This is a genomic window from Fodinibius halophilus, from assembly GCF_011059105.1.
GTDB classification, from domain to species: domain Bacteria; phylum Bacteroidota; class Rhodothermia; order Balneolales; family Balneolaceae; genus Fodinibius; species Fodinibius halophilus.
This window is the reverse complement of sequence record NZ_JAALLS010000014.1, coordinates 16,153-30,597: the sequence shown is the minus strand read 5'-3', so window position 1 is coordinate 30,597 and position 14,445 is coordinate 16,153. Positions and strand designations below refer to the sequence as shown.

Annotated in this window: 8 protein-coding genes and 1 riboswitch; of the genes, 4 read left to right on the top strand and 4 right to left on the bottom strand. The window is 42.9% G+C overall.

Features of this window, described 5'->3' with window-relative positions; translation table 11 throughout:
• Positions 1-33 precede the first annotated feature (33 nt).
• On the bottom strand, positions 34-3,219 hold the full coding sequence (locus G3569_RS11365; RefSeq protein WP_165269215.1) for a PAS domain S-box protein: 3,186 nt from the start codon (positions 3,217-3,219) through the stop codon (positions 34-36).
• A 291-nt stretch (positions 3,220-3,510) separates the two neighbouring features.
• Between G3569_RS11365 and G3569_RS11360 the strand changes: the two genes are divergently transcribed.
• Together G3569_RS11360 and G3569_RS18935 are read left to right on the top strand one after the other, a co-directional pair.
• Complete coding sequence (locus G3569_RS11360) at positions 3,511-4,056, top strand: DUF2911 domain-containing protein (RefSeq protein ID WP_165269213.1); 546 nt, start codon at positions 3,511-3,513, stop codon at positions 4,054-4,056.
• Positions 4,057-4,067: 11 nt separating this feature from the next.
• Positions 4,068-5,072, top strand: a complete 1,005-nt coding sequence (locus tag G3569_RS18935) for a DMT family transporter (protein ID WP_350356559.1) — start codon at positions 4,068-4,070, stop codon at positions 5,070-5,072.
• A gap of 104 nt (positions 5,073-5,176) precedes the next feature.
• On the opposite strand, the gene G3569_RS11350 is transcribed toward G3569_RS18935, so the two are convergent.
• From G3569_RS11350 to G3569_RS11340, 3 genes are all read right to left on the bottom strand, one after another.
• Positions 5,177-7,627, bottom strand: coding sequence for a TonB-dependent receptor (locus G3569_RS11350; RefSeq protein ID WP_240894695.1), 2,451 nt, complete (start codon positions 7,625-7,627; stop codon positions 5,177-5,179).
• A gap of 95 nt (positions 7,628-7,722) precedes the next feature.
• Positions 7,723-7,818, bottom strand: a riboswitch (TPP riboswitch).
• Positions 7,819-8,537: 719 nt separating this feature from the next.
• Positions 8,538-11,075: a M14 family metallopeptidase gene (locus tag G3569_RS11345; protein ID WP_165269209.1), complete on the bottom strand. Its 2,538-nt coding sequence runs from the start codon at positions 11,073-11,075 to the stop codon at positions 8,538-8,540.
• A gap of 29 nt (positions 11,076-11,104) precedes the next feature.
• On the bottom strand, positions 11,105-11,605 hold the full coding sequence (locus G3569_RS11340; protein WP_205720163.1) for a nuclear transport factor 2 family protein: 501 nt from the start codon (positions 11,603-11,605) through the stop codon (positions 11,105-11,107).
• Between the two features lie 130 nt (positions 11,606-11,735).
• On the opposite strand from G3569_RS11340, the gene polX reads away from it, so the two are divergent.
• A complete protein-coding gene (gene polX, locus G3569_RS11335) occupies positions 11,736-13,502 on the top strand; it encodes a DNA polymerase/3'-5' exonuclease PolX (RefSeq protein WP_165269207.1) in 1,767 nt (588 codons plus the stop codon).
• A 61-nt stretch (positions 13,503-13,563) separates the two neighbouring features.
• On the top strand, positions 13,564-14,022 hold the full coding sequence (locus G3569_RS11330) for a CHRD domain-containing protein (protein ID WP_165269205.1): 459 nt from the start codon (positions 13,564-13,566) through the stop codon (positions 14,020-14,022).
• The last annotated feature ends 423 nt before the right edge of the window (positions 14,023-14,445 follow it).

Here is a 14,445-nt window from a genome sequence, read left to right as displayed (position 1 = left end):
TAGGAACCGTGCCGTCTATTTCTACCGACATGTTTACATTCCATACGATGAGCTCAACAGTGATGATGCAGACGACCCATTCACATTTTGGACTTCAAAAGTAAGGTTTAAATAAGTACCGTCATCGGTTCCTATCTCTCCATCTGCCTCTAGTTGATCCATAAAGTTATAAATCAATGTCATGCCCAGGCTATCACTTTCTCTGGGTTTAAAATCCTCTGGCAAGCCAATGCCATTATCTTGTATTGACAGCTTCACCATATTGTCGTCACCTTGCAGGGTAATACAAATATTACCCTCTTCCTGCCCTTTAAAAGCGTGTTTAAATGCATTGGTAACTACCTCGTTTATTAAAAGAGCAAAAGGCACGGCCTGATTGATACTTAGGTTAACCGCATCTATCTTTTTTTCCAGCGTAATATCCTTGGCCGTATTATTAGTTGAGCGTATCGTTTCTAAAAGATCACCAATGTAAGATTGACACGAGATCTCGGAGAGTCTCTGTGATTTATATAACTTTTCGTGAATCAAAGCCATAGTCTGGATACGACTTTCGCTTTCACGAAGTGTATCCCGAACCTCTTCATCATCAGTTTCATACATCTGCAGCTGAATAAGTCCCGATACTACGGCAAGGTTATTTTTAACCCGATGATGAATCTCTTGTAATAAGACGTGTTTTTCTTTAAGCGAACTGTATATCTCTTCTTCATACTTCTTCTGTTCCGTTATATCGATATACATGCCAAAACCGGCAATAGGTTTCCCATCTACAACAACCGGGATACTTGCTACAAAAACGTCTACCAGCGAACCGTCGGCTGCACGACGTTGAGCTTCTCGGTGGAAACTTGCCATCATACGGTTATGCTTGGCAGGCAACGTGGGGGCTTCTTCGCGCTCACCTTCTGGCACCAGCACCTTATCAATATCTTTGCCCTTAATTTCATCTATTGAATAACCAAAAAGCTTCTCAAAACTTCTATTAATATCTTTAATTTCATTATCCGGAGTTACCATAACAATGGCCGAAGGAGCCTGTAAGAACAGGTTTCGAAACAGCTCCTCGTTTTTCCTGAGCTTCTCCCGGGCTTCTACTTGTTCGGTAATATTATGGCCAACCCCCAGCAGGTAGTCTTTACCTTCTTGGCGAAAAAGTTTACCCGTTAACAGATATGGTATCTCTTGGCCCGTTTTTGTCAGGCACGAGACCTCTACAGAAGCTTCACCATCCTCAAAAACTTTATTAGCAAACTCTACAACCTTCTTTTGTGCCGATTTGGAGAACAGTGCCAGGGGCGAGAGTTCTTTCAGCTCACTATCGGTGTACCCAAACTCATCAATTAAATTTTGATTCCAGGTCTGGTATTGCCCTTCTTCATCGATCATATAGAAACACCCCGGCAGTGTTTCTACAAGGGCCTCGTTAAACCGTTTTTCATCTACCAAAGCCTGTTCAGTTTCTTTCTGCCGGGTAATATCGATACCTACCCATATGTAGTAGTGCTTATTATTTAACTTTATGTAATACCCGCGCCAGTAATACGGGATTTTACGACCTAGCTTACTAAGCAGGGTTAATTCAAAACTGCCTCCCTCATTATTGCGTATTTTCTCTTTAGCTTGTGTTAAGCGATTATGATGCTCTGGCACAATAAGGTCATACGCACTTCTTTCTGCTAGTTCTTCTTCACTATACCCGGTAAAGAATTTGGTACTAGCATTCCATTGCACATTATCCAACTCTTCATCTACCAACAGATAGATACTGGGAAGACTATTAAGAATAGCCTCGGTATAATTTTTATGTTCTATCAGGTTTTTCTCAATTTTTTTACGCTTTTTATATGCTGATATTATATCTGCAGCTGTTTGTAAAAGACGTACCTCGTTCTTATCCCAAAGATGATCTTTTTCATTGTCGGCAAACCCAATATACCCAAACCATTCCTCTCCAATAGAAATAGGGATTACCAGCACCGCATTCACATCACGTGCCTGTAGTATCACCCCTTCCTCGTCGGGTAAATCATCAACTCGCGTATTAATAATTTCATTATTGGACAGCTTTTGATACCACCAGGGCACCTCGGAATAACTAACAAGCTGATCGGCTTTGACCTTGGGAATTTCCGTGCCTTGATCTGTAACTTCGATAAGAGGCTCTAAACAGAGTTTATCTCCGACTTCTACATTTCTTGAGATATAGACCCTGTCTGACTGGGTTACTTCACGAAGAATTTTCAAGCTTTCTTCTAATGCACCTGAATTTGTATGCTCAAGCAGTAAACTCGAACACTTCGAAAGAGCCTGCTCATACCGCAAGCGTTGATTTAATTCTTTCTCTACCCCCCTCCGCTTTTTTATCTCCTCACGCAGATCCTCTGAGTGTTGTTGAACACGTTTTTCGAGCTGCTTATTTATTGCAGCGCGCTCCTGTAAACGGGCAAGTCCGTCCGACACATCAGAAATTGTACCGCTGACAATTAACCCCTCAGCAGTTTTTCGTTTCAAACTTTTGGCATACAAATCAACCCAATAATAACTACCATTTTTTGTACGGATTCGAACAACCTTTTTTGCCGACTCTCCCCTCTGCTTTATCAAATCCTCAATCATCTCCTCGATACTACCGATATCCTCCGGATGGAGATAGTTCCAAAAAGAACTTCCTTTTGTTTCTTCCACTGTATAGCCTGTACGTTCTTCCCATGAGCTATTTAGAAAAAGAATCTCCCCGTCGGGGTTAATAGAGTAGGTGATATCTTTTATATGATCAACAACCGACTGATACTGCTCTTTACTCTCTTTAAGCGCCAATTCAGCTTTTTTCCGTTCTGTAATATCGATAGAGGACCCATAAATAAGAGAAGAATCCCCATTGTTTTTGACTAGTTTGAGTTCATCTCGCAACCAAATGTAAGTACCATCTTTTCGCTTAAACCGATACTCATTAATGATACCTTGTTTTTGTTGAACTATCTGTTCAAACCGATGTAACACTCTTTCTTTGTCATCCGGATGGATACGATTCGACCAACGATTTTCACCTTCTAAAAAATATGAAGATTTAAAACCCAATATCTCTTTAACATTTTCACTAACTGATAGTAATGGGAAACCTTCCTTACTATCACATCGAAAAAGTATGACTGTGTTGCTACTAAAAAGTTTCTCTAAATCATTAGAAGAAAATACCTGGCTTTCATTTTCTCTCATTGTGTCCCCAAATACCAAAAACAACTTTTAAAATGAATGAGCTATATATACGAACCAATATATTAAAAAATATTAATACTATATAATTATTATAACTCAGATCCCATATACAGCCATAATTGAGATGAAAAAAGTTGCATAACCTGTGAGGTACCAACAGAACTGTATAATCCTGTAAAAAAAATTGCTATGCTATACTAGCAACGATATACTCATATTGCATGACGAACAAAGAGCTCCTGTTTTTAGTTAAATAATGTGATTAATAAACCGCAGTAAAATTCTACACTTATGGATCTACTAAAAAAACTATCACTCAAGGTTGGTCTAATACTTCTGTTGGGCTTAACGATCACCTCTACGAACTGGGCCCAGGAACGGGGCAACGAAGAACCCAGAACCAGCCCCAATGCCACGGTTAGTCAAACAATAGGTACTACTGATATAACCTTTACTTATGGAAGACCAGCAGTTAATAACCGAGAAATTTTCGGCGAGCTTGTACCCTATGGAGATGTATGGCGTACCGGGGCTAATGAGTCTACAGCACTTGTAGTCTCTAAGGACGTTACTATAGAAGGTAATAAGCTAAAAGCAGGTACCTACTCTCTTTATACCATTCCCGGCAAAGATAAATGGACCATTATTATTAATACCAAACTTTCCTGGGGTACCCAATACAATAAAAGTAAAGATCTTTTTCGATTCACCGTTGAACCTCAAAAAGCAGACTACCGTGAGCGCATGATGTTCTATTTCGAAGAAGTCACAAATAAAAAGGCGACGGTAGTACTGCATTGGGATGAGACCAAGGTGCCCTTTACAATTAAGGTATAACCTGACGATAGATCCAAAGAGATACTCAAAATACCAACACATCTGATGGTGGGATCTGGCCTCATCACAGTATTCTCATTTTATTCACCTTTCTTTGGGGAGCCAACTTTATTTTGGCGGAAATTGCACTGAAAGAGATGTCTCCTATCTCTTTCAGTGTATCCCGTTTTGCAATGGGAGGGTTAGCTATGTTTTTAGTGCTATACCTGCAGTACCGTGCCGAATCAGGACATAAAAAAAATTCCGTCTCCTTTCTTCCCAGTATTAAAAAGAAACATTGGCCACGGCTGATACTTATCTCTGTTGTTGGTGCTACTCTTGCCCCCTGGTTGGGCATTGAAGGGCTTGGGCTTACCCATGGAGCACGAGCTTCTTTATGGCTGGCACTGGGACCCGCAGTTAGCACAGCATGCGGATATTTTTTACGAACAGAACAGATGGGAACTTATGGTTTCCTCGGGGTTTTGTTTGCAGTAACCGGAACATTTATTTTGGGATGGGATGGCTTGCGACCCGAGCAAGGCTACTGGTTGGGAGATGTTATCCTAATTATTGCCCTCATTCTAACCATCATTGAGCTACATTTGATCAAACCCCTGGCACGGGAATATGGCCCAATTCCGATAGTGGCTCTTCGTACAGCTATAGGAGGCACACTCTATCTTTTTATTGCATCGCCTGCATTAGTCGAGGTAAGCTGGCTATCACTCGGCCCCTGGACCTGGTTTGCAATCCTGGCCGGTGGGGGTATAGGAGTAGGACTCGGGCAATGGATCAAAGTACGGGCACTTAAAAAGCTTGGGCCTACCCAGGTAGTACTCTATGGCAATTTGGTACCTATCGCCGCCCTGCTCATTGCCTGGCTCAGCATTGGAGAAAACCCCTCTCTACCGGAAATTATATCAGCTATTTTTATTATCAGCGGAGCTATTTTCATCCAGGTTATTGATAGTAAGCCCACCTCACCATATCAAAATAAACAAATGGATACTTTATATAATCGTACTGAAAAATAAATTAGCTGCTAATCAAGAACTTGCTTCAAAAGCTTATCTAAAAGAAAAAGGCAGGCCTTTCGACCTGCCTTCTCACTCTTACACTAACCTAACACAACGTCTATCTAAAAGGTAAACGAAAGCTGGAGCATAAAATTGCGTCCGGCCTGCGGATAGTAATAATTGTAATAATTGTAGTCGTTGGTTTCTGCTGATACATAATCCCAGACATATCCTTTGTTTTCATACATTTCATTGAAAATATTATTGACCACAAAGTTGGCCTCAATATTTTCTACCATAGGTACTTCTTCCCAGCTATATCCTATGCGCAGATCATTAACAAAGTAGGGATCAATAGACCTGCTCTTAGCTTGAGTATTATCAAGGTACTGCCGACTCACATACTTCGTATTTAATACAGCAGAAAAGCCAGCTTGTTGAAAACGAAGCTTTGAATTACCAATAAAGTTAGGCGAAAATGAAATATCAGTATCTTTAAAAACTCCTCTGCTCTTTGTACCTACAGCTTTTAACTCCCCATTTATGTATTTGAGAACTTGAGTAAACTGTTCGTACTCTTTTATTTTATTCTTACTAAACGTAGCATTTCCATTCCACTCCAGCCCCTCTAATATTTCAACTCCGGCCTGCAATTCAATACCTGCTCTATAGCTGTCATCTACATTCTGGCGTATAGCAGAGCCTGTATCATTGATTTCACCGGTTAAAATAAGCTGATTTTTATAATCCATATAGTAAAGGTTGGCGCCTACAAAGAAACGATTGAAACTACCTTTGTAGCCGGCTTCCCAGTCGTAGAGGGTTTCATACTTAGGACGACTTTCCGGCGTAGAATCCACATATTCCTCACGAGTGGGCTCTTTATTTGCCACACTGAACGAAAGATAGGCACGGTGGTTGCCTTTATTATATGTAAGCCCGGCCTTGGGATTCAGAAAAGTTAACTTGTCTTCTTGCCGGACATCAACAACATTGTAATTGCCATTTTGGTCTTTTATCCGATCCTTACCCAAAAACTCATACGTAACGTTACGGATTTGAGCATCGGCATAGAGTGTAAGATCCTCCGTTACATAATATTGCCCCTTAAGATAGGTATTGAAGTCAGTCTTAAAGCCATTATTATCATAATAACGGTTTTCTACATCGGTATTGCCGGCATACTCTGCCCAGACCACTTCTCCAAAGTGATCGCCATCATACTCATTATAGCCCCCACCTAACGTAAGCGACCATACATCAGACTCATAGCTCGTTGAAAATACCGTTCCGTAGAAATGATTATCCAGCCACTTACGACGTACCAAATCACTACTCGATATCGTGGTATCCGGAAATTGAATAGAATCTATGCTGTATTCGTCAAACTTCTGATCGGCTTTATATTCTTCGTAGTAACCACGTCCATAGGTATAATGGAGTGAAGCATTGACATTCCAGTTATCGGCCAGCTCATAGAAATAATGCAGCTGGTAATGATCCTGCTGGTAGTTATCGGTTTGATTTTCATAGGGTTCACCCGGCTTTCCTGTACCTGCAGAGTTATAGGTTCGGTTTCCGCTTTCGACCTCACTTTCGGGCACCCCATTCCAAGCGTGGTAGGTTTTCTCTTTGCCGGAAAACACATCAGCTCGTAATAAACTTCGCTCACCATGCTTGGCAGCCGAAAGGTAAAACGACTTTAAGTCTGATGACGCCCGGTCGATATATCCGTCAGAAGTAATTTTTGAGAGACGTCCTTCGAACTGCCAACCATTATCCATAAGGCCCGACCCCAGCATCACATTTGCTTTCTGGGTATTAAATGATCCCAAGCCGGTATTGACCTTGCCATAGGCTTCGTTTTTCATTTGTGAGGTCTGCACATTTACGGTAGCACCAAAAGCGGCGGCCCCGTTTGTAGAGGTACCGACTCCACGCTGTATCTGGATATTTTCAACTGATGATGCCAGATCCGGGATATCAACCCAGTACACACCATGAGATTCCGCATCATTCAGCGGAATTCCATTAATGGTCACATTAATCCGTGCCTGGTCAACACCACGAATGCGCATGCCGGTATAACCGACTCCGGCCCCGGCATCAGAAGTTGTAGTCACCGAGGGTGAACTGCTCATCATATAGGGCATATCCTGCCCCAGGTTCTTCTCTTCGATGTCTGTGCGGCTTACATTATCAAATGCCATGGGAGAGGCTTCATCAACGCGAAGCGCCTTCACAAAAACCTCGTTACTGTTTATCGTATTGGACACTAAGGTGATAGTAAGCTCTTCATCCCTTTCTGCGGTATCAATAATTTTGGATTTAAAGCCAACAAAAGTCACCTTTATCTTAGACGATTCGCCATCTTGTAACGTCAGGCTAAATTCACCGTTATTATCCGCCGATACTCCATTACCGGTATTGAGCTGAATGATATTAGCACCGGCCAGCGGCTCATTGCTTTGGGCATCGGTAACAGTACCGGTTATTGTTTGGGCCACAAGCACCGAGCTCATCGCCATAAATAAGCATAAAAATGCTGTTGTTTGTAATAGTTTGGAATACATAAGTTCCTCCGTCTTATAGGATTCATAAGAGCGGGAGATGAACTTGCAAGAAATGCTGATCAATCCGGCAGAAGCGTACACCAATATTTGGAGCACTACCGCTGCCATGGTTTCCCTACGCCGATCTTAATCGGTTCAGGTTCTCAGGGTATGATCTCAGCCTGCTATTGCAAGCACCCCCAACCTTGGGTATAGTTAGAATGCGCCCAAAGATAAGGGCCTATCGCGGAAGTTTCAAAAGATAAGATATATAAATTACCGCTTTCCCTCGACGGATGGGGTAAGCCCTCGTTAGGTGGGAAAGCAAAAAGCTGAAAAATATACTAACTATTGGCTTTGGGAATGAGGCAAGATGTAGGTGTTTGTTTTTCTTGACTGAAAGAATTCACACACATGGTGAGAAGTTCGGTCCGACGCAGAGCCAACTACCGCTAAAGCATCGAAACAATACAAAAGTGACCATCCTCCGCCACTACGTTAAAACTTCGAGGCGCATAGCTGCACCTCCTTCCGTTTACACTACCAATTCTTTCATCCTTAGTGCCACAAGGAAGATTTTTTATTGCCTTTTCGATATTACGCGGACTAAGAAAGGGAGACTGCTTTTAAACTTTTAAATCAACGCCTGCCATGGTATCTATTCGCCGGACGGCAACCCCAGCCGTCCGACGAGAGATGGGAGCTTACCCAAAATATCAAGCCAACCCAGAGCATCGAAACAAGAAGAATTATAGTAGGGAGCTTTACCAAACCCAGCATGTCATCCTGAACCTGTGCTACGAAGCCTTGGCGTAGTAATCAGTTCAGGATCTCAGTTTTAATGCTAATAACAGGTATATGAGATGCTGATCCGCCAGCCGGTGGACAGCATGACAAGAGGTGACTAGTTTTGCAAAGCCCTATAGTAACACTACTGCCCTACCATAAACACTGCATTGCCAAAAAGAAGCTTCCCATTATACCAAAAAGCCCGGAACAGGGGATTATCAACCATATATACTACCGAACCACTCCCCATCTCCTGAACACCAAAAGTAAGAGTGTTGCGAAGCTTTTCTTTGGCTTTATATCCAACAAAACCGCTCATCCGGGCATCCCCTTTTGCTACCCCAACATTCCACCCGTCTTCAAGATAGCTATATGCATCGGCATTAAGCTTCAGGGAGAAATAATGATCATCATATCCAAAGGCCAAGGGATGACTGTTATCCAAACTAATTTTAAAAATCGATCCGCTGTTAAAGCCGGAGATACGTTCTCGCTGCTGATCTCCATATTCATCAAGCACTGTACCGGAATCAGGAGAATCTCCACCATTCCCATCATCCGACTTGTTTTCAATATTAAATCCATCTTTGCCGGCCAGGTAGCTATTTGCTCCCTGCAAAGCAATTAACTTACCGCCTTCCGAAATCCAATTCCGCAGCTCATCAAATTGGCTACTGTCAATTTCACTACCGTAATAGCCGGAGGCCATAATAAGCACCTCATAATTATCCAGGTTCACGCTACTAAAGTAGTCAGTATCAACAAGGGTAACAGGATAGTTGATCTGTTTATCAAAATAGTGCCACACTTCACCAACCCTGTTAGAGGATGTACCTTCACCGGAAAGCAGCGCGATACGAGGCTTTTCGAGATAACGTACCGAGGATGAACCAAAATCGGCCCCTGACTGTACAAAACCGGTTGAGACCGCATCTACCTGCTGATTATGCTTTGTCGCCAGCTCGGTAACAAGCCTTTCAAAATCCTTGCCTCTATTCTTATTATCTGATCGGGTAATAACCAACGTTCCGGGGGCATAATCTTGCCCTTCTATCTTAAATGCTTTTTCTGAAAAGCGAACCTTAATATCATGCTTTAACAGATCGGCCAGGAGTCCTACATCTGACAAGTCTTTCCATTCTGCCAGGTAAGCATAGGCTTTCTCATCAGCGGTATTATTAATCTCTTTTTGGGGAGCCGGCGCCGCCTCTACATCCAGTTGTTCCGGAACAGCATAACCGTCTAGTCCATAGGCATAATACTGTGACCAAGCCGTAATATCATAAGTTACGGAATCAGCCAGCTCCGGACGGGGTTCAAACAAAATGCGCGCCAATACCCCCTTAGGCTGGTAGGTACTCACCAAGTAGTCCCCTTTTTCTACCCTCACCCTCCGTGTTTGACCGGTCTTATAATTATAAGCTGAAACATTTTCGTTTTGCCCGGCCTGCCCATATTCTACCTTATGCTTGTCCAAGAGAGAAAATAGAGCCTGTAGCTTATCCGGATTGTTCTCTTTTTCTATTACAAAAGTCTTGTATTTACCTTCGGGATTATTTTGAGCTTCTTCAAAATAGTCTGCAAAATTATCAACCAGTTTATCCGCATTCTTTGAACTAATCTCCACAGTCGACAACCCTGTAGTATGGTGATGGGTCAATCGATCTTTCAGCGTCAGCGTATCCCCTACCGGCTTCTTGATTCCGAGACCGGCATATCCGCCACCGGCCTGCTCGTAGGTCATGCCAATAGAGCCGTTAAAAATAGGATACGTATCGCCATAACTGGGGTAAAAGAGATCAAAAACTTCGCGCGTAAAGTAAAGCCAGCTATTCTCATTAAAATACTTCGCATGATTTTCACCAATGGTATACTGGAAGTCTCGCTGCCACTCGGTAATAGCCTTATGAAAAGGCTCAGCAGCTGGAGCAAAATAGTATGGAGAAGTATATCCCTGTTCGTGGAAATCAACGTGGATATGGGGCATCCACTTCTGGAACTCCTCTACCCTTGCTCGACTTTCTTTTTGGGTCAACCAAGCCCAATCTCGGTTCAGATCAAAGTAATAGTGATTTGTACGTCCGCCGGGCCAAGGTTCATGATGTTCACGGGCTTCCCCATATGCGTTAAAAGAATCGCCTACCGTCTCTTTATACCAGTGCACATATCGATCACGTCCATCAGGATTTAACATCGGATCCATCACTACCACCGTATTCTGCAGCCACTCTTTGGTATCTGGGTTATCCAGGCGAACCAGCTCATAAATGGTCTTCAGCGCAGCCTCGCTACTGGATGTTTCGTTGCCGTGCACATTATAACTCAGCCAAACTATGGCGGTATTACCAGCCTTAGGCTTACCTTCTAACAGACCGGTACGTTTTAAATTATTCTTACGAATCTCATCCAGCCTCTCCACATTTTGGGTGCTGGAAACATAGGCCAGCATCAACTCGCGACCCTCGTTGGTTTCCCCATATTTTTTTGCCTTTACCATCTCTGACTGCTCAGCCACATGCCAAAAGTAGTCCATTACTTTATGATGTGGAGTCCACTGGCTCCCCAGCTCATATCCCAAAAAATCTTCCGGAGATTGCAACTGGGATTGAGCAGTAGCTGAAACAGAAATCAGTAATCCAAATAATAAAAAAGAAAAGAAGTGAGGTTTTAAGAATCTCATAAACGACTATATAGATTATTAGTAATAACTTACTGTGCTGTTGTATCTTGCAAGGCCTGTTCTACCTGCTTTATAACCGTATCGGCAATGGCATTGGGTATGGGAATAGAGAGGTTATAGTGGGCGATCTTCCACTCTCCCCCTTTTGATATCAAGACCCCGGTACCGCGAGCCGGACCTAAGTTCGGGGTATCCAAGGCTTCATCAAACCAAGCAGTAGTGCCATTTTCTGAAAAATACAGATGTCTTTCAACCGGTGTAAAACTCCAGGCCTTACCACGATCAAAGTAAGGTTTAGACCAAGGGCGAAATTCTGCTACCGTCCAACGCTCTGTGGCATCGGTTCCCATAAAAATGGCGCTATCGCTGGCAAAATGATTAAAATAGCGTTCAAAATCCGCATCAGCGGCCGCCGCATGCCAATCATCCAAAACCCTATTTACAGCTTTTTCTGTTGCCGGTGCGGTATCCATTGATTGCCCGCAAGATACTATAAAAGCAATTCCCAGAAGTAATAGATAGTTTTTCATAAAATAATTTTCTTTGGGTGAATCATTGATAGTACTAAATGGTTTTTAAATCCCAAAATAAGAAGCATTATCTTGTAGAACTTTTACAACGAATCTGGTACTTTCATTTTAAAAAGTTTAGATCTCTTTTATGCCCGTAACAAACGATGAAATTGCAGAACGTCTGCGCGAAATTTATCAACTTATGCAGCTGGCCGGCGAAAATCGATTCCGCGCTATTGCCTTTGACCGCGCCGCACAAACTATCGAATCTCTTAATGAAGATATCAACGAATACATTGAGAATGATACGCTCACTGATATCAAGGGAATCGGTGATTCTATCGCCTCTGATATCAGCTCTTATGCTGATACCGGAGAAATTGAAGTGCTGGAAAGTCTGCGCGAACGCATACCTGCCGGCGTTATAAAATGGCTGAACATTTCGGGCCTCGGACCTAAAAATATTGCAAAAATTCACAAAGAGCTCGGGATCTCAGAACTCGATGAACTCAAAGCGGCATGTGAAGACGGACGAGTAGCATCCCTGGATGGACTCGGAAAAAAATCCGCAGAAAAGATAGTAAAATCGATAGAATGGATGCAGCAGTTTGATGAACGCTGCCGCCTTGATGAGGCCCTGGAGATTGCCCGGCCTGTCTTCGACTTTATGAAAGATCAAGAAGGCGTAGAAGCTATTGAAGTAGCAGGCTCACTACGACGCTCTAAAGAAACGATTGGCGATGTGGATATCCTTATCGGCGCCGATGAAAAATATATTACCGATCTTTTTGATGCCTTTGTGGATCACGAACTGGTTGTCGAGGTGCTTGGCCGCGGCGACACGAAGAGCTCCATCCGTACCAAAGATGGTCGACAAGTGGATCTTCGAATCGTCAAGCCGGACCAATTTCCCGCTGCGCTGATGTATTTTACCGGCAGCAAGGAGCACAATGTAGTGCTGCGACAACGAGCACGCAAACGAGGGCTTTCTCTCAATGAGTATGGACTTTTCGAACTCGATGAGGAAGGAAGTACCGATTTCGATAAACCTATCGACTACTCCTCAGAGGAAGATATCTACCAAAAGCTGGAGCTGCATTTTGTGCCTCCCGAACTGCGAGAAGACCGCGGCGAAATTGACTTTTTTGAGTCCAATAAAACGATGGATCTTGTTGAAAATGATGATATTCGTGGAGTAATCCATGCCCACAGCACCTGGAGTGATGGCAAGTTTTCTATACAGGAGATGGCCGAGGCCTGTATCGAGCGCGGTTATGAATACCTTGGGCTCACCGACCACTCACAAACAGCCGCTTATGCCGGCGGGCTTACTGTTGATGAGATCAAACAACAATGGGAAGAGATTGACCAGCTTAATGAACAATTTGAAGCTGAGGGCACAGCATTTCGAATCTTTAAAGGTATAGAGTCGGATATCTTAAGTGACGGCAGCCTGGATTATGAGGATGAACTACTGGCCCAGTTCGACTTTGTTATAGCCAGCGTCCACAACGGATTGGATATGTCACGCGAAAAAATGATGACTCGCTTCCGTAATGCCATTAAGAATCCCTATACCCGCATTGTAGGGCACCCGACGGGACGTCTTCTGCTGCGCCGCGATGGCAGTGACCTTGATATGAATGAACTTATTGAGCTAGCAGCAGAACACAATACGGCCATTGAAATTAATGCCAGCCCTTACCGGCTTGATCTGGACTGGCGCCACGGCAATAAAGCCAAAGAAGTAGGGTTACTCTCCTCCATTAACCCCGATGCGCATAGCAAAGATGGTATTGATGACATTCCCTATGGCGTCCGCATAGCCCGAAAAGCGAAATTTGAGAAAGATCGGATTCTTAACACTAAAAGTGCGGAAGAAATAGAGGCTTGGTTTAAAAATCGAGAGGTCTAATATAATATAACTTGCAGTGCAGGGTTATAGTACTAACCAATAACTGACAGAGTGTATGACTATGAAAAAGCTGAAGCTACTTTCAAGTGCCATTATAGTACTTCTTTTTTGTTTCTACAGCATGCCAACCGATGTTCATGCTCAAAACTCCCAAATGATTACCCTGGGCGGTTACAAAATGAAACCCCGTGTTGCTACCAGTGGTTCGGGAATGGTTACTGTTAAACTTAAAGGAGACACTCTTACTGTTCATGGGGATTTTGAAAACCTCACCAATCGATACTCGGGCGCTTATATTATGGTTGATATTCGCGGGGAGGGCGGAAATCAGCTGTACAAGCTCAAAACTGATCTCAATGAGGAACAAAACGGGGGAAAATTAAAGACAAAAGAAAACCGTTTTGTGTTGTCGGCCGCCGAAAAACAGCTACTCAAAGAAGGAAAACTATACATAACGATTAATACTTTTGACCATCGGAACGGGGAGATACGCGGGAACATTGCTCCTATGGGAAAGTAATCAACAAAGTTTGAGAGGCTGTCTGGAAATCAAAATTGAGGTATTAATATAGCCAGAACCATTTTTGCTGATGCCTACCCTTGAGACGTGCCACAGCTCAGCCAATCCCTGTTACTTGCATGGCAATATTTTGGCGAACCTAGCATACAAATATCCCACTATCAGCGATAGTAAATTTTGGTGTTTTCCTGAGGAAATGATGAGGAGCAATCTGAATGAAGCTGGACATAGTGGGCTGATAATCTATAACTGCCTGAACCCATATAACTTTCCGATGCCCTTCCTACAAATAAGCGCATTATGAAATACGTATTAGGCATTTTTTACACTTTATAAATTATTATGCATTGCTAATCCAACCTTATTTTAATTATAATAGAAGCATTAATTGAAGTGACCTTTTCTTATCAAATTTTTAAATGA

Excerpts from the sequence above, each read along its gene's own strand:
- G3569_RS11340 (WP_205720163.1), bottom strand. The coding sequence starts at position 11,605 with ATGAAAAACTATCTATTACTTCTGGGAATTGCTTTTATAGTATCTTGC.
- G3569_RS11360 (WP_165269213.1), top strand. The coding sequence starts at position 3,511 with ATGGATCTACTAAAAAAACTATCACTCAAGGTTGGTCTAATACTTCTG.
- G3569_RS11345 (WP_165269209.1), bottom strand. The coding sequence starts at position 11,075 with ATGAGATTCTTAAAACCTCACTTCTTTTCTTTTTTATTATTTGGATTA.
- polX (WP_165269207.1), top strand. The coding sequence starts at position 11,736 with ATGCCCGTAACAAACGATGAAATTGCAGAACGTCTGCGCGAAATTTAT.
- G3569_RS11365 (WP_165269215.1), bottom strand. The coding sequence starts at position 3,219 with ATGAGAGAAAATGAAAGCCAGGTATTTTCTTCTAATGATTTAGAGAAA.
- G3569_RS11330 (WP_165269205.1), top strand. The coding sequence starts at position 13,564 with ATGAAAAAGCTGAAGCTACTTTCAAGTGCCATTATAGTACTTCTTTTT.
- G3569_RS11350 (WP_240894695.1), bottom strand. The coding sequence starts at position 7,627 with ATGTATTCCAAACTATTACAAACAACAGCATTTTTATGCTTATTTATG.